Origin of the sequence: Akkermansia massiliensis, assembly GCF_018847375.1 — a bacterium.
In the GTDB taxonomy this organism is placed as follows: Bacteria; Verrucomicrobiota; Verrucomicrobiia; order Verrucomicrobiales; family Akkermansiaceae; genus Akkermansia; species Akkermansia massiliensis.
Map to the genome: position 1 here is coordinate 1,918,713 of NZ_CP072036.1, position 26,570 is coordinate 1,945,282.

Here is a 26,570-nt window from a genome sequence, read left to right on the forward strand (position 1 = left end):
GAGAGAAGGGAGTTCGGAAGGCCTTACCGCAGGATGCGCCTGCGTCGGGACACGGTAAGGAATACGCCGCAGAGGGAAAGAATTCCAGTGCCGGGTTCCGGAATCCTGAGGTCTCCCAGCGGGGCGGTGAAGCTTTGAAGTTCGCCCAGCCGGGTGCCGGTCAGGGCTGCTTCATCGTAATTATAGCCGTACACGTTGTTTTCACCGTCCACGCTGGTCAGATAGATGTGTTTCTCATCGTCCACGATGACTTTCTGCCGGAACATTCCCAATGCATAGTCATCGGAATCCGTCAGGTAGATAATCAGGTTCCCGTCCGCGTCCATATCATAGCCCCACATGGTGATGGCGTGGCCGGTTCCGTACTGGCCGATGCTGAGCGTGGTTCCCCAGTTGTTGTTGATGCTGTTTTTCAAAACGCTGTAGATTCCGTCCCTGGTATCGCCCTCCCAGAAAGTGTAGGAATTGAATAGCGGAGTGTTGTCCGGCGCTCCCCACTTGTCGTAGGTCACGGTCAGGTTCAGCTCTTTCCAGTAGCCTCCTTCGGAGGAGGGGTTGTCCCTGATCGTGGAGTCGGTCCCATAAAAGGCGGAGGGAAGCATTCCTCCGTTGAACCACCAGTTGTAAGCCTGTTCCACGGACCCTCCCTTGTCAGTCCAGCTCGTCGCCATGGTCTGGTAAATGCGCAGCTGGCAGGCTTCCGGCATGTTGCCGTAAGTGGAGGATTTTCCGTTGGGGGTCGTAGGTGAGAGGTCGCTTCTGGTATTCTGCCACCATTGAAGAACGTTGAAGGCCGCCGCTGCCCAGCAGAGCTGGCTGTCTACGGGATTGTCCAGGCTGTAGTAGCCGGAAGGACGGTCTGTCATGGAACCGCTGCCCCACTTCCATTTGGTTTTCTTGTTGCAGTCATACCATCCGCCGGATTCGGAGACGTTTTCAAGGAATACGGGCGTGGCATGGAGTGTTTCAGGAAGAAGAAACAGCGCCAGCAGCGCTAGGGAAAAGGAACGGGGATTCATCGGAAAAGCAGAGAGGAATTCCCATATTGCTAGATAAAAGCCTGAAAAACGTCAAGATAATAATAATTATTCTTCCTTAACGGGCGAGAAGCCACGGCGCCGTGGGCGCTTCCGGCATGGCTGCTACGGCGGCGGGCGTTCCTTCCGCCACGATGTTTCCGCCATGTCTTCCGGCTCCGGGGCCCATATCCACCAGGTAGTCCGCGGCGTTCAGCAGGTCCTTGTGGTGTTCCACGCAGAGGATGGTGTGCCCGGCGTCCCTCAGACGGAAAAGAGCTGTCAGAAGAAGGGCCACTTCATTGAAGTGGAGGCCGCTGGTAGGTTCGTCCAGAATGAAGAGGGCGCGCTTGCCGTCCTCCGCCAGTTTCCAGGCCGGGGCCTTGGCCAGCTCCGCGGCTATTTTGATGCGCTGGGATTCCCCGCCGGAGAGGGTGTCTGCCCGGCGGTTGAGGCTGAGGTATCCCAGGCCCACGTCCTGCATGCTTTTCAGGATGGCGGTGGCCCGGGGCAGGGAGGAGAAGAATTCCGCCGCTTCATCCACCGTCAGCGCCAGCGCCTGGGCGATGGATTTTCCCTTCCAGGTGACTTCCAGCGTTTCCCGGTTGTAGCACTGGCCCTGGCAGGCGTTGCAGGGCATCGTGACGTTGCCCAGAAAGTTCATGTCCACTTCAATCATGCCCGTGCCCAGGCACCGTTCGCAGCGCCCCCCGCGGATGTTGGGGGAAAAGCGCGCCGCCGTGTATCCCCTTTGCTTGGAAAGAGGGAGCTGGGCGTAAAGGGGGCGCAGGACCTGGAGCAGTCCGGTGGCTGTGGCCGGCGTGGAGCGCGGCGTCCTGCCGATGGGCGACTGGTCGATGACGACGAGGCGGTTGAAGTGTTCCGAGCCCTGCACGCGGCGCGGAACGCCCTTTTTCCCGGGGATGTCCTGCCTGACCGCGGGAATGAGGCAGTCCCGGACAAGAGTGGATTTTCCGGAACCGGAGGGCCCGGAGATGCAGGTCAGCGTGCCTACCGGGATGTTCAGGGTGACGTTGTTGAGGTTGTGCTTGTCCGCCCCGGCCAGGACCAGATGCCCGGTGGGAACCGTCCTGTGTCCGGAGGCGGGCATGCTCCGTTTGCCGGAGAGCCATGCTCCGGTAGGGCTCTCGGCGTTTTCCAGAATTTCCGGAAGGGGACCTTGCGCCAGAATACGGCCGCCGTGGGTGCCGGAGCCGGGGCCCATGTCCACCAGATGGTCCGCCGCGTTCAGAATTTGTTCGTCGTGCTCCACTACCAGGACCGTGTTGCCCTGGTCCCGGAGCGTCCGGAGCGCGCGGAGCAGGCGGTCCGTATCGGCGGGGTGAAGTCCGGCAGTAGGTTCGTCCAGGATGTAAAGGACCCCGGAAAGACCGCCGCCCAGCTGGGAGGCCAGGCGCGCCCTTTGCAGTTCCCCGCCGGAAAGAGTGTTTGCCTGCCGGTCCAGGGAGAGGTAGGAAAGGCCCAGTTCGTTCAGGAAGCGCACGCGCTTGTTGATCTCCTTCATGAGCGGGTCCAGCGCCGCCGCCAGGGAGGCGGGCGTCTTCAGCCGTTCCAGCTCTCCGGCCATGTCTTCCAGCGGTAGAGCCGTCAGTTCCGCCAGGTTATAGGCGCGGTCCGGCGTGTGCATGGTGACGGCCAGCGCCAGGGGGGAGAGCCGCAGGCCGCCGCAGGCGGAGCATGGGCCTTTTTCCCGCTCATTCAGGCCGGAGCCCTGGCAGGAAGGGCACGCGCCCAGTGGAGAGTTGAAGGAGAAATGGCGGGGCGTAAGCTGGGGAAGCAGGAAGCCCGTTTCCGGGTTGCGGTAGCGGGTATGGAAGGCCTGGACGGTAGTTTCTTCCCCCGGCCTGGTGATGATGGCCCGCACCTCGTCCGGATTGATCCGGAGGGCCGTTTGGAGGGAGTCCGCCAGGCGGGAGGCCGTGTTTTCCCCGCGGACGATGATGCGGTCGATGACCAGGGCGGCATCCGGCGGGGGAGGAGCCGGGGAGCCTATTTCCTCAATATCCTGCATTTCCCCGTTCCAATAGACCCGCAGAAAGCCCTGGCGCTGGAAGTCGCCCAGAGTCGCCGCAGGATCCTGGGCCAGCAGGGCTTCCGCCGGAGCGGCCAGGACCAGGCGCGTCTGTTCCGGCAGGGAGACGAGTTCCTCCGTAATCTGGTCCGGGCTTTTGCGCACCAGTTCCTTGCCCGTTTCCGGGTTATGGGGAGTGCCGGCAGCCGCATACAGGATGCGCAGGTAGTCCAGAATTTCCGTGATGCTCCCCAGCAGGGTGCGAGAACTCTGCTGCCTGGCGGATTGTTCCAGGCACAGGGCCGGGGGCAGTCCGGTGATGCTGTCCACCTCCGGCTTTTCCGGCTGTTCCATGCCCTGCCTGGCCCGTGCCGAAAGACAATCCAGGAAACGCCTGCGGGATTCGGAGAAAAGCGTGTCGAACGCCAGGGAGGATTTTCCGGAGCCGGAAGGGCCGCTGAACACGATCAGCTTGTTGGACGGAAGGTCCAGGTCCAGGTTCCGGAGGTTGTGCTGGCGTGCGCCGCGGATGGAGATGGGAAGGTTCATGTCACGTAAGCCGGATAAAGGAGCCCTGGTGCGCCCCCCCTTCCTCAATGATGAGGCGGCGCGCCGTGATGTCCCCCAGGAATTTGGCGTGCCGGTGGATGGTAACGGTTTCATCCGCCGTGAGCGTTCCTTCCAGGGAACCCTGTATCCAGATGTTTTCCACCTGGATGACTCCTGTGACCAGCACCGTCGTCTTTTTTTCCACCACCAGCCTGCGGGCGGAGATGGAGCCGGAGATGTGCTGGTCCGTTTTGATCTTGCAGACGCCCCGGCACAGAAAATCGCCGGACGCCCTGCCGTATAAGACCAGGTCCCGGCATTCGATGTTCAGTCCCTTTAGGTCTGCATTGGCCTGCACGGTGACGCTTCCGCAGGTCTGCACCTTCGTTCTGTGCGTCCTGCTGTGCAGGATGACGTCGTCCAGCTTGATGTAGGCGGAGCAGTGCCCGCATCTGGCGGAAACGGCCGTGACGGGAACGGAAGTGTTTTTGCGGCAGGAGAAGCATTCCACCTCCCGGGTGGGCGCAGGCCTGCTTTCCGCGGCTGCCGGGAGCGTCCAGGGCGGGGCCGGAGCGGGACGCCTGATTTTCCCGGAAGGCGCGCTGCTGGTCCGTGGAACGGGATGGAAGGAGGGAGTCATGGAACAAAGAGGGCGGCAAAAGAACGATCCGTTCCTTTGACGCCCCTGAAAATGGCTGGTAGAAGGTTTTTCTTATTCCGCGTCAATGTCCAGCGTGCTCTGGCTGGTCGGGGCGGGGGCTTCCGGTTCCGGAGTGAAGGTATGAACGGGGGCCGCTTTCTTCGCGGCGGAGGCTCCGGCGGTGCCTACCGTAGGGGCGCCTACGGTGGAATGGCCGATGAAGATCGCGCCGCCTTCAATAGCCAGGGAGGCGGCCTGGATGTCGCCTACGAGTTCCGCGGTGCTTTTCAGTTCCACGCGGTCCGTAACCGTTACATTGCCGATGACCTTGCCGTGGATGATGACGGACTTGGTGTTGATTTCCGCGCGGATGACGGCATTCTGGCCTACGGAGAGCACCCCTTCGGAAGAAATGTCGCCTTCAACGGTGCCGTCAATCAGCAGGTCGTCGGAAAAACGCAGGGAGCCGACAACCTCCACGTCGGAGTTCAGCACGTTGCGGGTCAGTTGCTGGACGCGCGTAGTGGGGGCGTAGGAAGCGGGGGAGGGTACGGCTTCCGCAACCGGTTCGGGGGTGTCCTGGCTCTTGGCTACGTCCATCCAGCTGGGGGTGGATTCAGGATTCTTGTTGCCCTTGGGGGCGGGAACGGTGGTGAATGATCCAAACATGGCGTTAAAAAGAGGGAGGGGTGAAAGGTAAGGTGGGAGTTCTTGAAACTCGTCCGGTTTAATGTACATCACCCGCTTGTGGATGTGAAACAATTTTCTCCGGAAGGGATAAAAAAATGTGTCTGTTTTTTATCGTTGCGTTACCCTTGGCGTTCCGGTAGTGTTTGACCATCCTTCCGCAGTTGTTTTCTGTGGGTATTTCCGGTTTAAAATGAGTGATTTATCTGACAACAAACCGCCCCTTTCCCCTGCCGCGCGCAGGAGCGGCGGAAAAGCGGGCGGCGCGCTGGGGCGCATTCTGTCCGTCATCTTCTTCATGATGGCGCTGGGGCTGTTTTTCGGCGGCCTTTTTTTCTGGCTCCAGAAGCGCCAGGCATCCCGGGATTCAGGGGCCGCCGCGCGGATTTGCGCCACGCCGGAGATGCTGTCCGGGGAATTGCAGGCCACGCTGAAGGACAAGGTGGACTACAGTTTCTGGCCTCCCTGCCACATTCCCCCGATGGAGCGGCAGGACCTGCTGCGCAATTGCCTGGTGGAGGCGCAGAAATATTTGAGCGCTCCGGACGTGGTCCAGAAATCCTCCTTCGTGTGGAATTCCCTGCAATCGCTTCCTTTGATGGTCAGGCATTACGCCGTATCTCCGCCTGAGGTGATTGCCAGCAAGCCCGTGGGGCCTAAAAGTTTCGCCGTGCTTGAGGTGGAGGGGCATCCCTGCGCCCAGCTGCTGATAGGCTTTGAAAAGACGCCCGACATGGAATTCTGCTTTTTCAAGGATGGACAGGATGGCGCCTGGAAGCTGGACTGGCAGCAGTTCGCCCGCTACCAGCCGGTGAACTGGGAGGATTTTGTCCGTGGAAAAGGGGAGGACATCGCGGAATTCCGCGTGTGGATGATCCGGGACCGCATGTCGGAGAATAAGGACAACTACGCGTTCAAGCTGATCGCTCCCGGAATGAACGGGTCGGAGGAGCGCAGCATTGCGCGGCCCATGGTTTATGTTCCCAGAAAATCGGAAACGGGCAAGCGACTGTTTATGCTGTTTAAAATCAATGAGGAAATGGAGCATTCCCCATACCGGGTGCTGAACGCTAATGACGAGCTTGACATGCTCCGCGTGCGCGTCCTGCTTTCCCGCAGCAAGGAGCCCAACCGCAAGGGGGAATATTCCTTCACCCTGGTGAAGCTGCTCGGGGAAGGGTGGTACGGCCTTTCCTTCCCTGAATAAAGGAAAGGATGTGCCGGAAGGCGCGTTATTCCATGAGTGGCCTTTTTCCGTTCCGTATTTCCGCGGCGCGTGTTGTTTACCGGCGGTGGAAATGGGACGGCGGCCCGCCGTAGGGAGGCCTGGGGCGGCAGGGCCGGCAGTGGAGCCGCGGCGGCCCTGGCATTCCGCACCGCGGATGCGCGGCATGGCGTCCGCGGCAGACGCCCGCAGGCCAGAAGGGGCCGTGATAATGCGGCCTGGGATTCCAGGCGGGAACGTAGTAGCCGCGGTAGATGCCCCTGATGACGTAGATGGGCATGCCTACGGGGGAATAGGCGTAAATGGGCCGGCCGCATGCGGAATAGCCCCAGATAGGGAATCCGGAGGAGTCATACAGGAGGCTGCCTTGTCCTTCCGGGGCCATGCGCATTTCACCGTGCAGATGGATTCCGGCTTCCGCAACGGAAGGTGGGAAGGCCAGGAGGGCAAACAGGGCGCTCCCGGCGCAGTAGGAAAGGAGGTTGTTTTTGACGAGGTTGTTTTTCATCGGCTTCTTGAACGATGTTCAGGGGCGGTTATCCGGTAAAGCGGAGGCCCGGGACTGTTTTGTGTAATTTTCCGCGCCCGTTTTCCGGACGGCGCCGGAGGGTAATCCCTTCTTGACCTGCGGGGATGGGGCGGGCAAAGTGGCCGCGTGACGAGATTCAGACCATGCATTGATTTACATGACGGGCGCGTGAAGCAGATCGTGGGCGGTTCCCTGACGCAGGACGGAGCTTCCCTGCGCACCAATTTCGTCTCCGACCGCGGCGCGGCATGGTATGCGGATTTGTACCGCAGGGACGGCCTGCACGGCGGCCACGTGATCAAGCTGGGACCCGGCAACGACCTTGCGGCGCGGGAAGCCCTGGCGGCGTGGCCGGGCGGCCTCCAGGTAGGCGGCGGCATAACGCCGGGGAACGCGGAGGAATGGATTTCAGCCGGAGCCAGCCATGTGATCGTCACCTCCTGCCTGTTTGATGCGGAGGGGAAATTTCTGGAGGGGAAGCTCAAGGACCTTGTTTCCGCCGTGGGCGCGGAACGCCTGGTGCTGGATTTGAGCTGCCGCAGGGTTCCGGGCGGCTGGGCCGTGGCCATGAACCGGTGGCAGACCTTGACGGAGCTCCAGGTGACGGCGGAGACGCTGGACATGCTGGCGGAGCACTGCGCGGAGTTCCTTATCCATGCGGCGGACGTGGAAGGCCTTTGCACGGGCATTGACCGGGAACTGGTGGAGATGCTGGGAAGCTGGCGCCGCCTGCCCATGACCTATGCCGGCGGAATCAGCCGTATTCAGGATTTTGACGAGATAGACGCCCTGAGCGGCGGCGCGATGGACGCCACGGCGGGGAGCGCTCTGGACCTGTTCGGGGGCGGCCTCATCAGGTACGCGGACCTGGTGGCGAGGCAAAGCGGGAAATCCGGGACGGAAAGGCGCAAGGCATGAAGCTGGCCCTGAAAGTCATTCCCAACGCGAAGAAGAGCGAAGCCGCGGGCTGGGAGGACGATCCCCGTGCCGGACGCGTGCTGAAGCTGCGCATTGCCGCGCCTCCCGTGGAGGGGAAGGCGAACAGGGCCGTCATCCTGTTCCTGTCCGCGTGGCTGGACGTTCCCCGGTCCGCCGTCAGCCTGCTGCGCGGAGAGTCAGCCCGGCTGAAAGTGGTGGAGCTGCCGGACGGCTGCGCGGAAAAGCTTGCCCGGCTGCTGCCTGCGGCAGGCGTTCCGGAAGCTTAGGGAGGCTGGCCGGAAAGCCGCCATTCCCTTTTCTGCATAGATGAGTTGCATCATGTTCCGGTCATCACGCGTCAAACGTCATCCATGTCTTAGCAGGCCGTTGACGCATTCGGTAAAAGTATCTACATTGTCCGCATGAGCAACGAAGAGAAAGAGAAGAACGCGGAAGCGGAAGAGCAGGAAGTTCTGGAACAGGCCCAGGACGCCCCCGCAGAGGAAAAAGGAGCGGAAGCTTCCCTGGAAGAGGAATTGCTTAAATGGAGGGATACCGCCATGCGCACCGCCGCGGAATACGACAATTACCGCAAGCGCATGGTGAAGGAAAAGGAAGAATGCGCCAAGTTTGCCAACCAGCGCCTGCTGGAAGAACTGCTGCCGGTGATTGATAATTTTGAAATGGGCATGGCGGCGGCCAGCGCGGACACCGCCTCCATGATTTACATCGGCATGAGCATGGTGAAGAAGCAGTTGGACGAATTCCTTTCCAGCAATGGCGTGAGCGCCATTGAACCGGTAGTGGGCAGCATGTTTGACCACGCCACGGAGGAAGCCCTCCAGCGCGAACCCTCCGACCAGCCTGAAGGCACCGTGCTCCGCGTTATCCGCAAGGGATACAAGCTGAAGGACAGGCTTCTGCGCCCGGCAAACGTCGTGGTGGCCGAGACTCCGGAACCCGAACCGCAAGTTTGACCGTTTTTTTAACATTCACGCCACATGGCTAAGAAAGATTATTACGAGATCCTGGGCGTTTCCAAGGACGCCACTGATGATGAGATCAAGAAGGCCTACCGCAAGCTGGCCTTGAAGTACCACCCGGACCGCAATCCGGACGATCCTTCCGCGGAAGAGAAGTTCAAGGAGCTGGGAGAGGCCTACGAGGTGCTTTCCGATGCGGACAAAAAGGCCGCTTACGACCGCTTCGGCCATGCCGCCTTTGAACAGGGCGGTCCCGCCGCGGGCGGCGGCTATGGCGGAGGCGGGTTCCAGGACCCGATGGATATTTTTGCCCAGATGTTTTCCGGAATGGGCGGTTTTGCGGACATGTTCGGCGGCGGTGGCCACGGCGGCCAGAAGAGATCCTCCAAGAGGCCCGGTTCCGATCTGCGCTATGACCTGGACATTACGCTGGAAGAAGCCGCGAAGGGCTGCACCAAGAAGCTGGAGATTGAGCGCCTGGTGACCTGCAAGGCCTGCCACGGCACCGGAGCCCGGGATGGAAAGGAAGCGTTCAAGACGTGTCCCACCTGCCAGGGGCGCGGCATCATCACCCAGCAGAGCGGCTTTTTCGTCCAGCAGTCCACCTGCCCCACCTGCCACGGCACCGGGGAAATCATCTCGGACCCGTGCCCCGCCTGCCGCGGGGAAGGGCGCGTGAGGGAAGATTCCCACATCACCATCCGCATTCCCGCAGGCGTGGCCACGGGCAGCCAGCTCCGCATCGCCGGGGAAGGGGATGCCGGGGTGCACGGCGGCCCCACCGGGGACCTGCACGTGTTTATTGACGTAAAACCTCACGATATTTTCCAGAGGGAAGGCAACGACCTGAGCTGCACGGTTCCGGTTCCGCTTTCCCTGGCCGTCTCCGGCGGCAGGCTGAAGGTTCCCACGCTGGAAGGCGCGGCCACCATCAAGCTGCCGGAAGGCACGCAGAACGGCATGATCTTCCGCCTGCGCGGCAAGGGCATGAAAGCCCTCCGCAGTTCGGACGTAGGGGACATGCTGGTGGAAGTGGAGGTGGAAATCCCCACCCAGCTCACCAAGGACCAGATGGACAAGCTGAACGCCTTTGCCTCCACGGTGGATGAGAAGCGCAACCAGCCGGCCTGCGTGGCGTTTGCCGACAAGGCGGCGCGCTACCTGAAGAACAAGTAAGGTCCGTTTTTCCCTTTCACGCATGGCTCGCTTTTACCTCCCGGCTTCGGAATGGGCCGCTCCCTCCTGGGAGCTGCGCGGGGATGAGGCGCACCATGCCGCCAAGGTTCTGCGCCTGAAACAGGGTGATTCCTGCGTCGTCTTTGACGGTTGCGGCCGCGCCGCCCATGCCGTGGTGGCGGAACCTCCGCGCAGTTCCGGGGTGCTGCTGGCTCCGGGGGAGGAATGTCCTCCCGCTCCAGAATTGGCCCATCTGACGCTGTGCCAGGCGGTCCCCAAAGGAGCCAACATGGACCTCATCATTCAGAAATCCGTGGAACTGGGCGTTTCCGCCATCGTTCCGCTCCTGACGGACCGCACGATCGTGCGCCTGAACGCGCGGGAGGCGGAGGCCAAGAGGCAGAAGTGGCAGCGCATCGCCCTGGAGGCCTGCAAGCAGTGCGGCCAGAACACGCTTCCCGAGGTTACGGCTCCCGTTCCCTTTGCGGAATGGCTGCGCCGCGGAGCGCCGGAAGGGCTGAACGTGATCGCCTCCCTGGTGCCCGGCGTGCGCCCGGTCAGGGACGTGCTGGAGGAAGCCCGCTCCCGCTCCGTGCGGAGTGCTGCCCTGCTGGTGGGGCCGGAGGGCGACTTTACGGACCAGGAGACGGCCATGGCGCTGGAGGCCGGATTCTCTCCCGTTACGCTTGGCCCCATCGTCCTCCGGGTGGAGACGGCCGCCTTCTTCGGGCTGGCCGCCATGCGGTACGCCCTGGACTGAGTTTTTCCCGATACGCATTCCCATGTTCAAGAATCTCATTTTCGACTGGTCCGGCACCCTGGTGGATGACCTGGCCCTGACGCTGGACGCGTCCAATTACGTTTTTTCCCAGTACGGAAAACCCTGCATGGACAGGGATGAATTCCGCGCGGAATTCCAGCTTCCCTATCCGGACTATTATGCCCGCGTGCTGCCCCAGGCGGATTTGAATGAACTGGAAGACCATTTCCGGTACGCCTTCCGCGTTTCCAACGCGCCGGTGGAGGTGCTGCCGAACGCGCGGGAATTCCTGGAGTTCTGCCGCGCGCGCGGCGTGCGCTGCTTTATCCTCACCAGCGTGGACGCCAAGGAGTTCGACATCCAGTGCCGGGAGCTGGGCATGATGGAATATTTTGAAGCCATTCACGCGGGCATCCGCCATAAGGACGCCCATATCCACACCCTGCTGGCCCAGCACGGGCTGCATGCCCATGAAACCGCGTTCATCGGGGACATGCAGCATGACATAGAGACGGCCCACCATGCGGGCATCACGTCCATCGCCGTGCTGACCGGCTATAATGACGCCGCCCAGCTTTCCAAGGCCAGGCCGGACATCATCGTTCCGGACCTGCTTGTCCTGCGCACGCTGATGCGCCGCTATGCCCTGCCTTCAGATACGCAGGATTCCATCAACATCAACGGCCTGGAGCTGGATACCTTCATCGGCGTGCCGGAGGAGGAACGCGCCTCCATGCAGACCCTGAAGGCGGATATCACTTTTTATCCGGATGAAGCCCTCTCCGGCCTGAACGACGATTTTTCCAGGACCGTCTGTTATGATTCCATCGCCCGCGCCCTGAGGGCGGAAGCCATGGCGCGACCCCGCAAGCTGGTGGAAACGCTGGCGGAGGACATGGGAAAGGTTTGCCTGAAGGAGTTCGGCGCGCGTCACGTGATCGTCACCCTGCGCAAGTTCATCCTGCCGCGGACGGACAGCGTCTCCGTGACGGTGCATGTTTCACGGCACCGGTAAAAGGGGAGGCTCCCTACCGGATATCCACTGCCTTCTCCGCGGGAATGTTTTTCCCGTCTTTGGTGAAGGTGTTTTTCTCCGCCTTTACGTTGCCGGTATGGCGGGTGCGGATGGCGGTGCCGTTCCTGAGGTCAAACGTATTGCCGGTGATGGTGATGTTCTCGTGAACGTTTCCTTCCGGCTGGGGGGCGTGCGGAACGATCTGGATGACGGCCTCCCCGCATTGAATGAAGGTGTTGCGGGAGATGGCCATGTCCTTGACCACACCGGATTCATACCAGCCGGAGGCGTCATCCTCCACCAGAATGGCAGGCATGCCCGTCTTCTCAAACCGGCACCGTTCAATCAGCACCGGCTTCCTGGTGGTAAGCAGGAAGCCCCTGGTGGGAATGTGGCGGCAAACCGTGTTGCTGACGTGGACGGAGGGCGTCCAGGTGGTGTTCTCCACGGCGTCGTTGGGCTGGATGTTCCCGGGGTTGGGCTGCCGCAGCGTGAGTTCTATTTCCTTCTCATTGAGCTTTTTGATGCCGGAAACGGTATTGGAGGCGTAAGGAACCAGCGTCTTGCAGGAAACGTAGTCAATCCGGTCCCCCACCGCGAAGGCGTCAAAACCGAAGGTCTGGGGGTGCATGAACCGGACGGTGATTTTATTGGGTGCCGGCTGGTCCACAATGCGCAGGTGGGTGCCGTGCACGTTGATGGCGTCGTCATGGGAGGCTCCCAGCACGCAGTCCCTGACGATGATTTTCCCCCTGCATCCGGAAAAATGCAGGTTGTCCGCCCAGGAGGAATTGGTGCGCAGGGAGCCGGGGCGCGGCGCTATCTTCAAGTTATTGAATATGATATTCTCGCTGAACTGGGAAACCACGCCCATGCCGTGCATGTAGTAGATATGGCAGTTGTTCCAGACGATGTTCCTGCTCCTGTGCTGGAAAAATCCGCAGCAGTCCCGCCGCGTGTTGCGGTTCTGGTAGGATTGTCCCGCCCGCATGGTCGGGGCGCCTTCCTTGAACGTGATGCTGATTTTTCCGGGGGACAGTTCTTTAATGACTGTTTTTCCCGGGTCAAAGCGGCCCTGGAAGGTGCCGGAGGCGGCATCGAAGACCTTGGAATATCCTCCCATCCGGAATTCCCAGCCGGGGCCGCGCCAGGTCAGGGAGCCGTCCTTCACCGTATACAGGGTACCGTCCGGAATGGTCGCCTTCATAGTGTTTCCTTCAACTTCCGTCACCAGGAATTCCCCCATGGTAGGGTGCACGTAGTCAAAGCCCAGGCCGTTCAGGGAAACGTTTTCCGCGTGCTCCATGCAGACGAAAATGGCTTTTCCCTCCAGCAGGATGTCGGTGGCTCCCGGCTTGCCCTCCAGTCGTACGTTTTTGGCCTCCACCAGGCGGATGGCCATAGCCTTGGCCTCGTTGGGAGCGTCATTGGTGTTGGAAATCTGCGGCTTTCCGGAGACCAGGGCACCGTGCTTGAAAACGTGCCTGCCGGGCATGAACCGGATAGTGACCGGGGCCTGTCTGGAGCCTTCCCCCATGAGCGCCAGAGAGGCCGCATGCTCTCCGGGCTGGATGACGAGCGTGTCCCCGCGCGACATGATGAGGCGGTTGGCCGGGGACATGCTCTTCCAGGCCGTGGAGGGGGAAGTTCCGGGGTTGCCGTCGTTTCCCTGGTCCGGGTCTATGTACCAGGTATGGTTCCCGGCGGATTGTGTGCGCTGAGCCCGTTCCGGGTAGTCCGCTGCCGCGCACAGCCCGGTTAGTGTTGTGAGAACAAGAAGCAGGGCGGCTGCGGGAGTTTGCATGCTGCATTCCTACAGGAACACGGCTTTCAGGACAAGCATAATGCCCGCAGGGCCGGAAGGAAAGGCCGTGGTTTTCTGCCCTGCGCGCCGGGAGAGCGGCCCTTACTTTTCATCCTTCCTGCCGGGGCGGGAAAGGAAGCCGACCAGCTTGTCATAGTACGCCTTGGACTTGTCGTAGTAGGACTGGGGGTCGATGTCCAGCTTGGTGCGGAACAGAAGCCAGAGCTTGTGGAAGGTGTTGACGCGGTAGCGGATGTCGAAGATGCGGAAGCCGCCCGCCTTCATTTTGTCCAGAATGGTGTGGTAGATGAGCGCCATGGCCTGGGCGGGAACGAGCGCCGCCCTATCCTCCGGGCTGAGGCGGTTGTATTCCTCCTCCGCCTCCGCGAAGAACTTTTCCGCCAGGTCCGCTTCATATTGCAGCAGTTCCTGAAGCTGGGGGGAATAGACTCTGCCGCGCAGGTCTTCCAGGGTGTAGCCGAAGCGGTCCATGTCCTCTCTGGGCAGGTAGATGCGGTTGGATTTGCCGCAGTCTTCCGCCACGTCACGGATGATGTTCACCATTTGCAGCGCGTGCCCCAGGGCGATGGCGTACGGGTAGGCGGCTTCCCCGGCGCCCATGATGCGGGCGGAGGTGAGGCCCACGCAGCAGGCCACGCAGTAAGTGTAATCCAGCAGTTCGTCACGGTTCAGGGGCTGTTGCTGGCAGATGTCCGAACGGCAGCCTTCAATCAGGTGCAGCATGGGGGTGGTGTCCAGCTCCAGGTCCTGGATGAGGGCGATGATGTCTTCTTCCAGCTCCGTCAGCTCCAGAACGTCTCCGCCGTTGATGACTTCTATCCAGCGGTTCAGGGCGTCGTGGCGTTCTCGGGGCGTCATTCCCGGTTCGTCCACGATGTCGTCCACCGTACGGCAGAAGGCGTAAAATTCCGCCATGTGGCGGCGTTCTTCTTCAGGAAGGTCAATGAGGGCGAAGGCCAGGTTGGACTTGGCCTTGCTTGTAATAGTCTGAGCTTGAGTCATGTCTTGACGGGGAAAGCGTGCCTGCGGAATGGCCGGGAATCAGGGGATAAGCCCCCAGTGGGAAGTGAAGGGCCACAGGCAGAAGCTGGCGGGGCCTACGATGTTGTATTGGTGAACGGGCCCCCAGTACCGGGAGTCAAAGGAATTTTCACGGGTGGAATTGTCGCCCAGGGCCACGTACTCACGCAGGTAGGGGCGTTTTTTATCATTGGAGAGGTGCACGGTTCCCCCTTCCGTGATGTAGGCCCTGCCGTCCAGCAGGCTGAGGGGGGCGGGAAGGGCCACATAGCCGCAGGGCTGGTAGGGGGGCTTGCCGGAAGCTACCCTCTGGATGGTCCATTCCGTGGCCGGTTTTCCGTTCACGATCAATTGGGAATCCCGGATGGACAGGGAATCTCCCGGTACGCCGGAGAGGCGTTTGACGTAGTGCGTTCCGCCTTCCTGCCCGGTGCTGCTTCCCTTGTTGGCAATGCCTTCAATGCCGCGCGTGTCAAAGACGAAGACTTCCCCGCGCTCCGGCTTGCGGAAGTGGTAGGCCATCTTGTTCACCACGATCAGGTCACCGGCGTCAAAGCGGGCGTTCACGATCGTATCCCCCGGCAGGTAGCTTCTGAAGGGAGTGTGCCGCTCGGACTCGAAACGCGGTTCCTGGTTGAGGAAGTAGCGGCGCGTCTCCGCCTCCGCCGCCGGAATTTCCAGCTTGGAGCCGTCGTCGAAAATCACGTTGGTTACCGTGAGCAGGAGGTATTTGGTAGCGGGCTCGAAGCGGACGATTTTCTTTTCCTTGGAGGCCGTTTCATGCACATAGGAGCCGCCGTACAGGATCATGTCCCCGATTTTCTTCATCAGGGTGGGGTCTCCCTCCTGGGGGACGGCGCGGATGCCGTTCAGGGAGGGCTGCATGGAGCCGGTCGGGATGCGGAAGGGCTGGACTACATAACAGCGCAGGCCCAGGAAAATGGCCAGAATCACGAACAGCACCTCCACGTTTTCCGCCAGTCCGGAGGGCAGCGCGCCGGGAATGGATTCCAGCGTGGATTCCAGTTTGGCAGTGATGGTTTCCACCTGCTGCCTGTCACCCCGGCGGAGGGCCGTTTTCAGCAGGTTGCGGTTTTCTTCAAACTCCGCCAGGCGCTCGGGCGGCAAAAGGTCGCGGTTGTAATTGACGTAGCGGCGCACCGCTTTCAGGGCCATGCGGCCTTTCCTGCGCCATTTGGGCGTAAACCAGGCCAGGGGATGGTCCAGAATAAACACCAGGATGGCATCTGCGACCGGGAAATGGTCGTAAAGGGCAGCTAGGATGGACTTGTGCGGGCTGTTCATGAAGTGCGGTTGCCATGATGCCCCGTCCGGGGGCATCATGGAAGTCTATTTTACGTTACGGGAGTCCCATTTTGCCCGGATTCAGCAAATTCCGGGGGTCCAGGGCGGATTTGACCAGTTCGTGCAGGTGGAAGGCTCCTTCTCCCACGGCTTCCCGGAACCATTTGGCCTTCGCCAGGCCGATGCCGTGTTCCCCGGTGATGGTGCCCCCGTGTTCCAGCACCCAGCGGAACAGCCTGTCCACGCAGGCGTCCGCCAGGGCTTTCTTCTCCGGGTCCGCGTAATCGTCCACCATGATGTTGGTGTGAATGTTGCCGTCTCCGGAATGGCCGAAGCATGCGATGTCCAGCCCCGTTTCCCGGTTCATGGCCTCGCAGAATTCCACCAGGTCCACCAGGCGGGACCTGGGGATGACGATGTCTTCATTCAGCTTGGTCATGCCGGTGGCTTTCAGGCTGTAGGAAAATTCACGCCGCAGCTGCCAAATGGCTTCCGCCTTCTCTTCCGTGTCCGCGCGCAGGATGTCGGTTGCGCCGCATTCTTCCAGCAAGGCGCAGAGGGAATCCAGTTCTTCCCGCACGGCGGCCTGCCTGCCGTCCACTTCCACAATCAGGTGGCCGCGGCTGCCGGAGGGCAGGGCGCTGTCCCCCAGGTAGGCCCGGGCGGCGCGGAGGGTGAAGCTGTCCGTTATTTCCAGGGCGGAGGGAAGGTGCCCGCTGTTCAGGATGCGCTGCACGGCGGCGGCGGCCAGCGGGAACTGAGGAAAGCTGGCGCTGAGCGCGCCGAAGGCTTCCGGATGGGGGATGATCCGCAGAATGGCCCGGGTGACGATGCCCAGCATCCCTTCCGAACCGATGAAGAGGTCTCCGAGGTCGAAGCCCGTTTTGTTTTTGTGAGTGCGCCCTCCGCATTCCACCACTTCCCCGCTGGCAAGCACTACGGTCAGGCCCAGCACGTAGGCCTTGGTGACTCCGTATTTCAGGCACCTGGGGCCTCCTGCGTTCGTGGCGATGTTGCCTCCGATGCTGCATTCCTTCCTGGACGCCGGGTCCGGTGGGTAGAACCAGCCCAGCGCGCGGGCTTCCCGCTGGAGGTCCGCCGTGATGACGCCGGGTTCCACCACGGCCACGCCGTCTTCCGGGGAGATTTCCAGAATGCGGTTCATCCGTTCCAGGGAAAGGCTGATGCCTCCGCGCACGGGAACGCAGCCCCCCACGTATCCCACGCCGCCGCCGCGGGCCGTGACGGGAATGTTCATGGAGGAGGCGTAGCGCAGGAGCAGGGAGACGTCCTCCGTGCTTTCCGGGAAGACGACTGCCTCCGGCAGCACGGACGCGTACCATTTGTCCCCGGCGTGCGCGGCCAGCACATCCGGAGCCCCGGAGACCTTTTCAGGCCCCAGGATGCGGGAAATGTCTTCTTCCAAAGACATGGATTACTTGAGAATGGGGGTGCAGAAGCAGTCCGGGCGGTGGAAGTCCGGGTTGCCGGAAAGGTCGTCCGCCGTAGTCAGGAAAATCTGGTCCGGGGTGTCCAGGATGAACGTGGCGGCCAGCTTGCAGTCGCGTACGTCCACGCCGCGCAGTTCGTTCAGCGGAATGCGGGCCATGGCGCACCAGCCTTCGTCCGTCAGAATGCACTTGGTATCCACGGCCAGCGGGGCGGGAATGTCTTCATTGGCCCGGCGGGTGTCGGAAAAGGCGCAGGCCCACCACGCGCCGTTGGGCGCAAGGTTGAATTCCCAGTAATTGGTGCCGTCCCCGGCGGCCATGAACCATTCCGCCAGGTCGTACCGCCACAGCTCCGGCAGGAACTGGCCGGGCCGGGCGTCCGGATGAACGGTGGCTTCCTTGCTGCGGGAGGCCAGGAACCAGAGGTACTCGCCGTCCGTGGCGAAGGCGAACTCCGCGCTTGGCTCCACGTCGTAGCCGAACCAGTCGTTGACGAGTTCCTGGCGGGGCAGGGAGGCAAGCTGGTCAAAGCTTCCGTTGAAGGCCCATTGGTGAATGATTACTTGCATACCATCACATTTGGACAGTTTGCAGGTTTTATCAAGCCAGAACGTCTTATGGACTTGGATATTGACGTGATTTCTCCATCATGGGCTCCGTCATGCATTTTCAAAGGACACTGAACCTGCTTTCCCGCGGAAGCGCTCCCGGTTACCTGGCCGTGTTCATCGGCGGCTTCGGGGACGTGGTGGCGGGTTGCCTGAGCCGGGTGGAAAAGAGGTTTCCCGGTTTTTTGCCAGGGGTGGCGCATGCCACGGCCTATTACCACTGGGACGGGGGCGGCTGCGGCGTGTTCCTGGACAGGTGCGGAAAAATTGCGGCGGAGCTGGAAGAGCTGCGCCGGGAATGCCCCGGGCTGCCCGTCGTGCTGGTGGGCCACAGCTATGGCGGCTCCTGCGCGGTGGAAGTAGCTAGGCGCCAGTCTGTTCAGGCTGCTCCGCTCTGCCTCCTGACCATAGACGCCGTGGCGCGCCGGCAGAAAAACGCGCGCCCGGCCTGCGTGGAATGGTGGGGGAACGCCTACTTGCGGGACGGGGGCGGCTTCATGGACGTGGTGCCCAGGATCGGCGGCCGCTGGGGGCACTGCGCCGGGGCGGACGCCAACCTGGCTTTTTCCGGCTACCGGCGCGACCGGGAGGGCCGCCTTTATTCCCACCGGAGGCCCGCTCCCATGCTGTATGAAGCCCCCGTGGAAGAAACGTGCAGCCTTTTTCAGGCGGCCTCCGCATGGCTGGAAGGCCGTCTTCCGGGCTGACTGCCGCGGGGCGGGGAGCGCTACCGGTCCAGTTCGTCCCACTTCACCAGTTGGGAAAGAAGCTGGCTGATGAGGCGCTCCGTCTGTTTCCGGGCTTCCTCCTCCGGCACCTTGATCTTGTCCCCGTACGCGGTGGAAATCTGGAAGTAGCACCAGCGCTGGTCCACGCCGTACAGCACCCTGTCCTTCATATCCGTCAGGGTACGGGCCAGGTGGTCCTCCGTCATGTGGTGGTGGCCAATGAACACGTAATAGTGCATGCTGTCCAGAATGATGGGCTGCGGCTGGTCCGGAGTGATGTTTTGCTGGGATTTCAGCTTGGTCATCCTGATAATTCCGTGGCCTTCCACGGGCACCTCCACCTTGGTTCCCGTCAGGTTGAAATGACCCTGGGCCGGAAGGCAGCGTTCCGGGCGGTGGATGGAGTTGTTCAGGTCATGGCCGGATTTGACGATGGAGACGCGGCACAGCACGGGAGCGGTTTCCGGCGCGTCCAGGCTGATGGGGACTTCCTGCACGTAATCCGCCTTGGAGAATTCCGTGTCCGGAGCCAGGATGCCGCGCTCCTGTTCAGACTCCTGCCGGCGCGTGCCGTGCCAGCCGTCCGGATTCATGCCGGTGGGGAGGGCCATGCTGATGGACGAATCCTGCACCTCTCCCTTGCGCGGCATCAGGTAAATGCCGCCGAGCGTGACGGCCAGCAGGAGGGGAAGGACGAAAATCTTGAGCGTTTTAATGTTCATGGCGGCGGAAACGCTTAGTGGGACTTGTTCATTTTAACGACCAGCTTTTTGCGCCGGGACGGCTTCCAGATCAGCTCCCCGGCCAGCAGGGAGTGGACGGCCGCCAGGCCGAGAAGGCAGATGGGGAAGAAGAACAGCAGGCCGGACCAGTCGTGCCAGGTTTTCGCGGCAAACTCGGGGTCCCCGTATTCCGCCAGCACCACAATGCTGGTGATGCGGACGCCGTTGCCGATGACGGCCAGGGGAATGGCGCTGAGGAAGAGCACGCATTTTTTCCAGAACTTCAGGTCGGACAGGTAGGCCCAGGCGGCGGACAGCATGAGCAGGGCCATCAGGGAACGCATGCCGCTGCACCCCCCTGAGATGTTGAAGGCGTCCCAGTGGCCGCCGGTGGAGCGGATGTTGGTGCCTTGCAGGTAGGTATCCACGCCGAAAAGGGCCGCACCCAGGTGCCCCAGCTCCGTGGCGACGATTTGCAGCTCCACCGTAGCCTGCTGGAAAGAGGGAAGGGGAATGCACAGCCAGAAGAAGAGCAGGGGGAAGGCGCACAGCCTGGCGATCTGCGGTCCGGCCAGGTACCAGGCTCCGCCCAGCAGGATCAGGGGAAGCGCGCCCACGGCCACGCGGGGCTGTCCCACGCGGAAGGAGAGCGCCAGAAGCAGGGCCGCCGGGATGAAAAGGATCAGCCCGCGCCAGTCCATGCGCCTGGGCGCCTGGGCAATCTTCTTTCTGGCGTGGTACAGCATGAAGGCGATGATGGGGACCACCAGCCAGCCGTGTTCGTAATCCGTCTGCTTGTTCCAGGAGGAAACGAGCCACTGGATGCTGCTTTCATTCCCGGTAGAGCCGAATTCGGGAAACGCCAGGTAGGGTACCGCCAGCAGGATGGCGCACACGGCCAGGGCGGCAATCATGGGGACGGTTAGAAATCTCTCTTTGGCATCTGGAACGGGGGAACCCATCATGGAGAAAAATCAAATTGTGAGAATTAAGTATTGCGATTATGTGGACCTGTGTTCAGAATGCGTCCGCTTTTCAGTTTCCGGTATGAAGATTATCAGCGGTACAGCACACAGAGAACTTGCGGAGCGCATTGCGCAAAGCGTAGGCATTCAGTTGACGGACGTCACGGTGAACACTTTCCCCGATGGGGAAAGTTTTGTAAAGATAAATGAAAACATCCGCGGCAAGGATGTTTTCCTCATTCAGCCCACCTGCCCCCCCACCAACCATAACATCATGGAATTGTGCGTGATGGTGGACGCCGCCCGCCGTGCCAGCGCCGGACGCATCACCGCGGTGGTCCCCTTCTTCGGGTACGCCCGCCAGGACCGCAAGGACCAGCCCCGCGTTCCCATTACCGCCAAGCTGGTGGCCAACCTGCTGACCGCCGCCGGCGTGGACCGCGTGCTGACCATGGACCTGCACGCCGCCCAGATCCAGGGCTTCTTCGATATTCCGGTGGACCACCTGTACGCCGCTCCCGTTTTAATCCGCCACTTGCGCGAGCACTATGTAAAAGACCTCCAGAACCTGGTCGTCGTCTCCCCGGACGTGGGCGGCGTGAAAATGGCCCGCGCCTATTCCGACGCCCTGGGTGCGGAGCTGGCCATCGTCGCCAAGCACCGCGTCAACGCCACGCATGTGGAAGCCATGAACGTCATCGGTGATGTGGAAGGCCGTGACGCCGTCCTGATTGACGACATGACGGAGACCGCCGGCACCCTGTGCGCCGCCGCCAACATCCTGAAGGAACGCGGCGCCCAGCGCGTGTTTGCCTGCGTGTCCCACGGCGTGCTGGGGGACATGGCCCGCGAACGCATTGCCGGCTCCTGCATTGAACGCGTTCTTACCTCCGACACCGTTCCCATGGCCTATGGCCCCAAGGTGGACTGCATCAGCGTGGGCGACCTGCTGGGCCATGCCGTGCAGCGCATACATGACGGAGAATCCGTATCATCATTATTTGACATTTAGCCAATTTTAGTGCAGAGTCCTGCGCCCTGACCTGAGTACCGGTTTACGCGGGTTCAGAAATCCCGGCGGGGCCTCTGCCTGAACCCGATTAGGAAACATTATCAATCAACACTCAATATTGCCTCTATAAAACATGGCTACATCCCATTCCCTCAAGGCCGAAACGAGAGCCTGCGGCTCCGGTAATCTGAAGCAACTCCGCAGCCAGGGCCTGGTCCCCGGCGTGGTTTACGGTCCCGGTTTTGACAACGTCAATATCCAGGTTGACGCCCGCGAATTCGCTCGCATGCTGGCTTCCGCCGTTTCCGAACATATCCTGGTGGCCCTGGACATCAACGGCAAGATCGTGAAGGCTCTCCTCAAGGAAGTGCAGCACAACCCCATCACCAACGCCTGCCTGCATGTGGACTTCCAGGCCGTGACCGACACCACGGTCATTCACTCCATCGTTCCCGTTATTCTGGAAGGCGAAGCCGCCGGCGTAGCCCTGGGCGGCGTGCTGGACCAGACCATTCATGAACTGGCTATCGTCTGCCAGGTGAAGAACCTGCCGGAAGCCATTACTGCCGACATCTCCGGCCTGAAGCTGGGTGAAACCCTGCGCATTGCCGATCTCAAACTGCCCTCCGGCGTGAACACGGAACTGGCCGGCGACGTGATCGTGGCCATCGTGGAAGCCCCCCGCGTTTCCAGTGAGGAAGCCGCTCCGGCCGCTGAAGAAGCCGTTGCCGAGAAGTAAGCCAGAAACAGCCTGTTTTTTATCTCTCCGGGCCCGGAACCGTTTTTACGGCTCCGGGCTTTTTTTTGTCGCCAAGAGGGCGTCTTCTGGTAAAGTGCAAGATACGTATTCGTCAGATTACTCTGGAAAAAAGCCTTAGATTTATGAACAAGTCCCTCATATTGGCGTTGACCGCACTCGTTCCGCTTGCCGCGGCGGATGAAGTAAAACTCAAGGATGGAACCGTTTACAAGGATTGCACCGTGGAGGTGGAAACGCCGGAAAGCGTCAGCCTCCTGGTCCCCGTAGCCGGCGGGATCAAGGATTCCGTGACCGTTAAAAGGGAACTGATTGAATCCATCAAGAAGGCGACTCCGGATGAACTGGAGGCCGCCAAGATCAACAAGACGTACGCCAAGCCGGAAACCATGAACGCCAAGGACCTGGAAAGCGCTCTGGCGGACCTGGACAAGACCATCAAGAAGAATCCCCAGGGGCTTGCCCATGACGCCGCCGTCAAGGCCAGGGCCAGGGTGGTGGTTCTGCTGGAGGAGAAGAAGCTGGTGGAAGGAGCCCAGGCCGCCCAGGAAGCCAAGGAGGAGGCGGAAGTGACCGTGCGCACCAAATATGACCATGAGGCCAATAAGCTGTTGAAGCGCTTCAAGGCGCTTGCCGTGCGCAATCCCTATCAGGCCATGGCTGTGTACGACCGCCTGCGTGACGGCTACCCCGGCTCCGCCGCTTTGGCGGACGCCTATCCGGATGCCTCCAGAATCGCCGGCCAGCTTAACCGCAAGCTGGAGGTCATGATAGCCGCCAAGGAAAAAGCCCTGGAAAAGGAACGTGAAACCTTGAGAAAGGAAGAGGAAAAGCGCCGCGGAGACCCCAAGCTGACGAAAGAGCAGCGCCAGCTCCTGATGGACGCTTTCCAGAAAAGGCAGACCGCCATCCGGGAGCGTGAAAACCAGCTCACGGAAGTGCACCGGGCCTTGCGCAAGAAGGTCAAGGAGCGCGGGGACCGGTGGTTTGAACCTGCGGCCGGCTCCCTGGAAGCCATGAGGGACGTCAAGCTGGTGGCCGCTACGGATGCGGAACGCCTGAAAAACCAGGACCCGGAAAACGGGGCTGGCTCTGCCGCACTGGAAAAGGCCTGGAACCTGTGTGACGAGAAGAAATTTGACGAGGCCATGGAGGCCCTGACGGAAGTCCGCACCGCCCAGGTTCCCAGGGAATACTATGAGGAACTGACGGAGACGGTGCGCGCGGGCCTGCAGGAACAGCGTGCCCGCGAACGCGCGGAACGTGCGGAAGCGGCGCGCAAGGCCCGTGAAGACCGGGACAAGAAGCGCCAGGAGGAACGGGCTGCCGCTGCCAAGGCCAGGAAAAAATAATCCGGCTGTTTCCCGGAGAAAAGACCCTCCGGGGAGCGCCGCAGAAATGGCCTTCATGGACAGGATGGATCAAGTAAAGCTGGACCCATTCTGTCCGTCGGGCCTGTTTAGTCCATTTACCCCGTGTTGTTTAATATAAAAGCCTCCTGGAATTCTTCTGATGGAGGGGGCTCCGGTGGCATGGCCCTATTACTGGGCCATGCGGTTTTTTGCGCGGAAAAGCGGGCAAATCTTACCCCATGCGGTATTTCCTGCTTTCTTCCGCCGCGGCTTCGGTATAGAAGAGTCACATGAGGAACGCTTCTTGCAAACGGGTCACCGGTGAAACGGACATCAGCATGGAACTGAACCTGGACGGCACCGGGTGCGCCGCCGTCGCCACGGGCCATGCGTTTTTTGACCACATGCTGGATTTGCTGGCTCGCCATTCCCTGATGGACCTGACCCTCCAGGCCCGCGGCGACCTGGAGGTGGACGCCCACCACACGGTGGAGGACGTAGGAATCGTTCTGGGGGAATGCATCAAGAACGCCCTGGGGGACAAGAAGGGAATTGCGCGCTACGGCTGTTCCTACCTGCCCATGGATGAAACCCTTACGCGCGTGGTGATGGACCTGAGCAACCGCTCGTATGTGGTCTTCCGCATTCCGGAAGGGGGCCTTCCGGACGCGCCCAACTTTCCGCTGACCCTGTGCGAGGAATTCTGCCGCGCCCTGGCCAACAACCTGCGCTGCAACCTGCATGTGGAAGTGCTCTACGGCAGGGACGGCCACCATATTGCGGAATCCGTCTTCAAGGGCATCGCCCATGCGCTGCGGCAGGCCGCGGCCATTGACCCGCGTGCCGCCGGGACGCTGCCTTCAACCAAGGGAATGCTGTAAGTCCATGAAGCTCGGCGTGATTGATTACGGCGCGGGCAACCTCCGCAGCGTGCTGAACACCTTTGAGGCTGCCGGCGTGACTGGCCATCTGGTCCGCACGCCGGAGGATGCGGCAGGCGTGACCCATCTGGTTCTTCCCGGTGTGGGCGCCTTCGGCGACTGCGCGGAAAAGCTGCGCAGCCAGGAGCTGGTGCCGCTGATCCGGACGTGGATAGGGCAGGACAAGCCTTTTCTGGGCATCTGCGTGGGCTACCAGGTTCTCTTTGAAACCGGGGAGGAAGACGAACAGGTGCCCGGACTGGGCATCTTCAAGGGCCGCGTGGTCCGTTTTGCGGAATCGGAACTCAAGGTGCCCCACATGGGATGGAACAGCCTGACTCTTTCCAATCCCGCCGATCCCATCTGGAAAGGCATGGGGCCGGAGCCGTACTTCTACTTTGTGCACTCCTATTATCCGCAGCCGGAGGATGAATCCCTGGCGGCCGCCTTCTGCACCTACGGCGTGCGTTTTGCCGCCGCCATCAGGCGCGGCAACCTGGTCGCCACGCAGTTCCACCCGGAAAAAAGCCAGAAACTGGGCGTGAAGCTGCTGGAAAACTTCGTTTCCCTGTAGCCCGCAAATCACGGAACCGGGACGGGAGGGCCCTTTTCCTGGAGGACGGGGCAGGGGAGGATTGCATTCTCCCGCCTTTGCGTTATTTTGGGGATAGTGATGACAAATTGAATGAACCGTATGCGCGGAATGCGGTCTTATAAAAAGACACCCATGAATAAATCATTCAGGTTAACAGGAGGGATTCTCGCATGCGCGTGCATGCTGGGCGGCCTTCCCGCACATGCAAATAACATCCCCACCAAAATGTCCGCTCAAGAATCTGCAACCATCCAGCTCCCGGCCCAGGGCCGCGGAAATTCCAGGGTAGAGTACCTTGGGCAGTCCATGGACCAGTTGATTTACGACTTCATGCAGGAGGAAAAAATTCCCGGCATGACCCTTGCGATTGTCCAGGCCCCCTACATTCCCCGCGTGGTAGGATACGGCTTGTCCAATGCGGAAACGGGCCTGCTGTCTTCCACCAATACCTTGTGGCCTGCGGCGGAAATCTCCCAGGGATATGCCGCCATTGCCGCCTTCCAGCTCGTGGAAAAGGGCAAAATGGACATCCATGACAAGGTGTCCCGCTATGTGGCCGGCCTGCCGGAAGCCTGGCAGAATGTCTCCGTGCTCCAGCTTCTTCAGCATTCCTCCGGCATTCCGGACTACAGGAAATCCCCCCAGTTCGATATAGGCCGGGATTATGATCCGGCGGAACTCCTTTCCCTGGTCAGGCTGAACGATCTGGAATTCCCCTCCGGAACGGACGTGCGCCAGAGCGCCACGAACTTCCTGCTTCTGTCCATGGTCATTGATGCGGTGGCGGGCATGCCTTATGAGGAATTCGTCCGGGAAAACCAGTTCCAGCCGCTGGGCCTCCAGCACACCATGTTCGGGAAGGATCTGGGAGCCGTGCAGCAGGACAACGTGCGCGAACACGGCAACAGGCATTCCCTGTTCAAATCCCGTGTGGAATATGTGGACCCGGCGGAAACGGCGGCGGGCTATGCGGTAAAGGACGGCGCCGTTAAATCCGTTCCGCCGCCCGCGCGCTCTTCCCTGCGCGGTTTTTCGGACATCTGGTCCACGCCGCAGGAAATCAGCTTCTGGGACATTTGCCTGGCGGGCTCCATCCTGGTGAAGGATGAAAAGCACCGGGACATGATTTACAAGCCCATCCGGCTGGACAACGGGAAAATCGTTCCGGCCATGGCCGGCTGGCAGTTCCCTCACCACAAGGGCCTGATGGATATTAAAGGCGGCGTTCCCGGCTTCTCCTCCTACATCTGCCGGTTCACGGACCCGTCCGAACTCGTGTGCGTGACGCTGACGGCGAACAAGGAGGGCGTGGACCTGACCAATCTGGCGCGCCGCATCGCCGGGGCGCTGGATCCCAAGCTGGGCTCCGGCCATCTGGACGACGATTCCCTGTATCTTTATGAAAGCGTCTTCGGCGTGGACGAAACCATGGAGCGCATTGAAAAAATTCTGGCGGAAAAATCCATTCCCGTCTTTGCCAGGATTGACCACGGTAAGAACGCCCGTGAAGCCGGACTGGAAATGCCCCCCTCCAAGGTCGTCATCTTCGGCTCTCCCAAGGTAGGCACCAACCTGATGCTGGAAAACCCGGGCATTGCCACGGAACTGCCTCTGCGCATTGCCGTATGGGAGGATAAGGAGGGCAGCACCTGGATCAGCTTTCCCCACATGGAAAAAATTGCCAGGGCATACGGCGTGGAAAATCTGCCTCCTGTTGCCCCCATCCGCCAGCTGCTGAGGAACATTGCCTCCAGGGCGGCAAACGTTTACTGAACAAGGC

General features: G+C 61.1%; 26 protein-coding genes. 14 read left to right on the forward strand and 12 right to left on the reverse strand.

The window, feature by feature from the left end; all coding sequences use genetic code 11:
- Window positions 1-23: 23 nt before the first annotated feature.
- The 4 genes from J5W70_RS08005 to J5W70_RS08020 form a co-directional block, all read right to left on the reverse strand.
- Entirely contained in the window at window positions 24-1,019 is a 996-nt protein-coding gene (locus tag J5W70_RS08005; RefSeq protein WP_022396165.1) for an IdeS/Mac family cysteine endopeptidase, read from the reverse strand.
- 76 nt (window positions 1,020-1,095) lie between these two features.
- Entirely contained in the window at window positions 1,096-3,597 is a 2,502-nt protein-coding gene (locus tag J5W70_RS08010; RefSeq protein ID WP_022396164.1) for an excinuclease ABC subunit UvrA, read from the reverse strand.
- A gap of 1 nt (window position 3,598) precedes the next feature.
- Entirely contained in the window at window positions 3,599-4,237 is a 639-nt protein-coding gene (locus J5W70_RS08015) for a polymer-forming cytoskeletal protein (RefSeq protein WP_022396163.1), read from the reverse strand.
- Between the two features lie 72 nt (window positions 4,238-4,309).
- Window positions 4,310-4,906 carry a bactofilin family protein gene (locus tag J5W70_RS08020; protein ID WP_022396162.1) on the reverse strand — a complete coding sequence of 199 codons (597 nt, stop codon included), beginning with the start codon at window positions 4,904-4,906 and terminating at the stop codon, window positions 4,310-4,312.
- A 211-nt stretch (window positions 4,907-5,117) separates the two neighbouring features.
- Between J5W70_RS08020 and J5W70_RS08025 the strand changes: the two genes are divergently transcribed.
- Complete coding sequence (locus J5W70_RS08025; protein WP_022396161.1) at window positions 5,118-6,131, forward strand: hypothetical protein; 1,014 nt, start codon at window positions 5,118-5,120, stop codon at window positions 6,129-6,131.
- 76 nt (window positions 6,132-6,207) lie between these two features.
- On the opposite strand, the gene J5W70_RS08030 is transcribed toward J5W70_RS08025, so the two are convergent.
- Window positions 6,208-6,657: a hypothetical protein gene (locus tag J5W70_RS08030; protein ID WP_022396160.1), complete on the reverse strand. Its 450-nt coding sequence runs from the start codon at window positions 6,655-6,657 to the stop codon at window positions 6,208-6,210.
- A gap of 147 nt (window positions 6,658-6,804) precedes the next feature.
- Here J5W70_RS08030 and hisA point away from each other — a divergent pair, with 147 nt between their 5' ends.
- From hisA to J5W70_RS08060, 6 genes are all read left to right on the forward strand, one after another.
- Window positions 6,805-7,596 carry a phosphoribosylformimino-5-aminoimidazole carboxamide ribotide isomerase gene (hisA, locus tag J5W70_RS08035; protein ID WP_215832706.1) on the forward strand — a complete coding sequence of 264 codons (792 nt, stop codon included), beginning with the start codon at window positions 6,805-6,807 and terminating at the stop codon, window positions 7,594-7,596.
- Complete coding sequence (locus tag J5W70_RS08040) at window positions 7,593-7,883, forward strand: DUF167 domain-containing protein (RefSeq protein ID WP_022396158.1); 291 nt, start codon at window positions 7,593-7,595, stop codon at window positions 7,881-7,883. Before hisA ends, J5W70_RS08040 begins: the two co-directional genes overlap by 4 nt.
- 135 nt (window positions 7,884-8,018) lie before the next feature.
- Entirely contained in the window at window positions 8,019-8,573 is a 555-nt protein-coding gene (locus J5W70_RS08045; RefSeq protein ID WP_022396157.1) for a nucleotide exchange factor GrpE, read from the forward strand.
- 24 nt (window positions 8,574-8,597) lie between these two features.
- A complete protein-coding gene (gene dnaJ, locus J5W70_RS08050) occupies window positions 8,598-9,755 on the forward strand; it encodes a molecular chaperone DnaJ (protein ID WP_022396156.1) in 1,158 nt (385 codons plus the stop codon).
- 22 nt (window positions 9,756-9,777) lie between these two features.
- Window positions 9,778-10,515, forward strand: a complete 738-nt coding sequence (locus J5W70_RS08055) for a 16S rRNA (uracil(1498)-N(3))-methyltransferase (RefSeq protein ID WP_022396155.1) — start codon at window positions 9,778-9,780, stop codon at window positions 10,513-10,515.
- 22 nt (window positions 10,516-10,537) lie between these two features.
- Window positions 10,538-11,530, forward strand: coding sequence for an HAD hydrolase-like protein (locus J5W70_RS08060; RefSeq protein ID WP_022396154.1), 993 nt, complete (start codon window positions 10,538-10,540; stop codon window positions 11,528-11,530).
- A gap of 13 nt (window positions 11,531-11,543) precedes the next feature.
- Here the strand turns inward: J5W70_RS08060 and J5W70_RS08065 are convergent, their stop codons facing one another.
- The 5 genes from J5W70_RS08065 to J5W70_RS08085 all read right to left on the reverse strand — a co-directional run bounded on the left by J5W70_RS08065 (window position 11,544) and on the right by J5W70_RS08085 (window position 17,700).
- Window positions 11,544-13,334 carry an alpha-1,3-galactosidase-related protein gene (locus J5W70_RS08065; RefSeq protein WP_022396153.1) on the reverse strand — a complete coding sequence of 597 codons (1,791 nt, stop codon included), beginning with the start codon at window positions 13,332-13,334 and terminating at the stop codon, window positions 11,544-11,546.
- Window positions 13,335-13,436: 102 nt separating this feature from the next.
- Window positions 13,437-14,357: a phytoene/squalene synthase family protein gene (locus J5W70_RS08070; protein WP_022396152.1), complete on the reverse strand. Its 921-nt coding sequence runs from the start codon at window positions 14,355-14,357 to the stop codon at window positions 13,437-13,439.
- 39 nt (window positions 14,358-14,396) lie between these two features.
- Window positions 14,397-15,719: a signal peptidase I gene (gene lepB / locus J5W70_RS08075; protein WP_102728885.1), complete on the reverse strand. Its 1,323-nt coding sequence runs from the start codon at window positions 15,717-15,719 to the stop codon at window positions 14,397-14,399.
- Between the two features lie 16 nt (window positions 15,720-15,735).
- Window positions 15,736-17,112: an FAD-binding oxidoreductase gene (locus J5W70_RS08080; protein ID WP_022396150.1), complete on the reverse strand. Its 1,377-nt coding sequence runs from the start codon at window positions 17,110-17,112 to the stop codon at window positions 15,736-15,738.
- Window positions 17,113-17,115: 3 nt separating this feature from the next.
- Window positions 17,116-17,700, reverse strand: coding sequence for a DOMON-like domain-containing protein (locus J5W70_RS08085; RefSeq protein ID WP_022396149.1), 585 nt, complete (start codon window positions 17,698-17,700; stop codon window positions 17,116-17,118).
- Between the two features lie 92 nt (window positions 17,701-17,792).
- Between J5W70_RS08085 and J5W70_RS08090 the strand changes: the two genes are divergently transcribed.
- Window positions 17,793-18,446, forward strand: a complete 654-nt coding sequence (locus J5W70_RS08090; RefSeq protein WP_215832707.1) for an alpha/beta fold hydrolase — start codon at window positions 17,793-17,795, stop codon at window positions 18,444-18,446.
- A gap of 20 nt (window positions 18,447-18,466) precedes the next feature.
- Here the strand turns inward: J5W70_RS08090 and J5W70_RS08095 are convergent, their stop codons facing one another.
- A complete protein-coding gene (locus J5W70_RS08095; protein WP_022396147.1) occupies window positions 18,467-19,189 on the reverse strand; it encodes an EpsI family protein in 723 nt (240 codons plus the stop codon).
- 14 nt (window positions 19,190-19,203) lie between these two features.
- A complete protein-coding gene (locus J5W70_RS08100) occupies window positions 19,204-20,154 on the reverse strand; it encodes an exosortase/archaeosortase family protein (RefSeq protein ID WP_102722575.1) in 951 nt (316 codons plus the stop codon).
- 82 nt (window positions 20,155-20,236) lie between these two features.
- On the opposite strand from J5W70_RS08100, the gene J5W70_RS08105 reads away from it, so the two are divergent.
- The 6 genes from J5W70_RS08105 to J5W70_RS08130 all read left to right on the forward strand — a co-directional run bounded on the left by J5W70_RS08105 (window position 20,237) and on the right by J5W70_RS08130 (window position 26,563).
- Window positions 20,237-21,166 carry a ribose-phosphate diphosphokinase gene (locus tag J5W70_RS08105; protein WP_102722616.1) on the forward strand — a complete coding sequence of 310 codons (930 nt, stop codon included), beginning with the start codon at window positions 20,237-20,239 and terminating at the stop codon, window positions 21,164-21,166.
- 133 nt (window positions 21,167-21,299) lie between these two features.
- A complete protein-coding gene (locus J5W70_RS08110) occupies window positions 21,300-21,905 on the forward strand; it encodes a 50S ribosomal protein L25 (RefSeq protein ID WP_022396143.1) in 606 nt (201 codons plus the stop codon).
- 143 nt (window positions 21,906-22,048) lie between these two features.
- Window positions 22,049-23,275 (forward strand): hypothetical protein, encoded by a 1,227-nt coding sequence (locus J5W70_RS08115; protein ID WP_022396142.1) that lies wholly within the window; start codon window positions 22,049-22,051, stop codon window positions 23,273-23,275.
- 290 nt (window positions 23,276-23,565) lie between these two features.
- Complete coding sequence (gene hisB, locus J5W70_RS08120; RefSeq protein WP_022396141.1) at window positions 23,566-24,156, forward strand: imidazoleglycerol-phosphate dehydratase HisB; 591 nt, start codon at window positions 23,566-23,568, stop codon at window positions 24,154-24,156.
- Window positions 24,157-24,160: 4 nt separating this feature from the next.
- A complete protein-coding gene (gene hisH / locus J5W70_RS08125) occupies window positions 24,161-24,769 on the forward strand; it encodes an imidazole glycerol phosphate synthase subunit HisH (protein ID WP_022396140.1) in 609 nt (202 codons plus the stop codon).
- A gap of 246 nt (window positions 24,770-25,015) precedes the next feature.
- The gene (locus tag J5W70_RS08130; protein WP_102731698.1) at window positions 25,016-26,563 is read left to right on the forward strand and encodes a serine hydrolase; all 1,548 of its coding nucleotides are present in this window, start codon (window positions 25,016-25,018) and stop codon (window positions 26,561-26,563) included.
- Window positions 26,564-26,570 lie beyond the last annotated feature (7 nt).

Coding starts and splice junctions, on each gene's coding strand:
- J5W70_RS08005 (WP_022396165.1), bottom strand. CDS start 1,019: ATGAATCCCCGTTCCTTTTCCCTAGCGCTGCTGGCGCTGTTTCTTCTT.
- J5W70_RS08010 (WP_022396164.1), bottom strand. CDS start 3,597: ATGAACCTTCCCATCTCCATCCGCGGCGCACGCCAGCACAACCTCCGG.
- J5W70_RS08015 (WP_022396163.1), bottom strand. CDS start 4,237: ATGACTCCCTCCTTCCATCCCGTTCCACGGACCAGCAGCGCGCCTTCC.
- J5W70_RS08020 (WP_022396162.1), bottom strand. CDS start 4,906: ATGTTTGGATCATTCACCACCGTTCCCGCCCCCAAGGGCAACAAGAAT.
- J5W70_RS08025 (WP_022396161.1), top strand. CDS start 5,118: ATGAGTGATTTATCTGACAACAAACCGCCCCTTTCCCCTGCCGCGCGC.
- J5W70_RS08030 (WP_022396160.1), bottom strand. CDS start 6,657: ATGAAAAACAACCTCGTCAAAAACAACCTCCTTTCCTACTGCGCCGGG.
- J5W70_RS08040 (WP_022396158.1), top strand. CDS start 7,593: ATGAAGCTGGCCCTGAAAGTCATTCCCAACGCGAAGAAGAGCGAAGCC.
- J5W70_RS08045 (WP_022396157.1), top strand. CDS start 8,019: ATGAGCAACGAAGAGAAAGAGAAGAACGCGGAAGCGGAAGAGCAGGAA.
- dnaJ (WP_022396156.1), top strand. CDS start 8,598: ATGGCTAAGAAAGATTATTACGAGATCCTGGGCGTTTCCAAGGACGCC.
- J5W70_RS08055 (WP_022396155.1), top strand. CDS start 9,778: ATGGCTCGCTTTTACCTCCCGGCTTCGGAATGGGCCGCTCCCTCCTGG.
- J5W70_RS08060 (WP_022396154.1), top strand. CDS start 10,538: ATGTTCAAGAATCTCATTTTCGACTGGTCCGGCACCCTGGTGGATGAC.
- J5W70_RS08065 (WP_022396153.1), bottom strand. CDS start 13,334: ATGCAAACTCCCGCAGCCGCCCTGCTTCTTGTTCTCACAACACTAACC.
- J5W70_RS08070 (WP_022396152.1), bottom strand. CDS start 14,357: ATGACTCAAGCTCAGACTATTACAAGCAAGGCCAAGTCCAACCTGGCC.
- lepB (WP_102728885.1), bottom strand. CDS start 15,719: ATGATGCCCCCGGACGGGGCATCATGGCAACCGCACTTCATGAACAGC.
- J5W70_RS08080 (WP_022396150.1), bottom strand. CDS start 17,112: ATGTCTTTGGAAGAAGACATTTCCCGCATCCTGGGGCCTGAAAAGGTC.
- J5W70_RS08085 (WP_022396149.1), bottom strand. CDS start 17,700: ATGCAAGTAATCATTCACCAATGGGCCTTCAACGGAAGCTTTGACCAG.
- J5W70_RS08090 (WP_215832707.1), top strand. CDS start 17,793: ATGCATTTTCAAAGGACACTGAACCTGCTTTCCCGCGGAAGCGCTCCC.
- J5W70_RS08095 (WP_022396147.1), bottom strand. CDS start 19,189: ATGAACATTAAAACGCTCAAGATTTTCGTCCTTCCCCTCCTGCTGGCC.
- J5W70_RS08100 (WP_102722575.1), bottom strand. CDS start 20,154: ATGATGGGTTCCCCCGTTCCAGATGCCAAAGAGAGATTTCTAACCGTC.
- J5W70_RS08105 (WP_102722616.1), top strand. CDS start 20,237: ATGAAGATTATCAGCGGTACAGCACACAGAGAACTTGCGGAGCGCATT.
- J5W70_RS08110 (WP_022396143.1), top strand. CDS start 21,300: ATGGCTACATCCCATTCCCTCAAGGCCGAAACGAGAGCCTGCGGCTCC.
- J5W70_RS08115 (WP_022396142.1), top strand. CDS start 22,049: ATGAACAAGTCCCTCATATTGGCGTTGACCGCACTCGTTCCGCTTGCC.
- hisB (WP_022396141.1), top strand. CDS start 23,566: ATGAGGAACGCTTCTTGCAAACGGGTCACCGGTGAAACGGACATCAGC.
- hisH (WP_022396140.1), top strand. CDS start 24,161: ATGAAGCTCGGCGTGATTGATTACGGCGCGGGCAACCTCCGCAGCGTG.
- J5W70_RS08130 (WP_102731698.1), top strand. CDS start 25,016: ATGTCCGCTCAAGAATCTGCAACCATCCAGCTCCCGGCCCAGGGCCGC.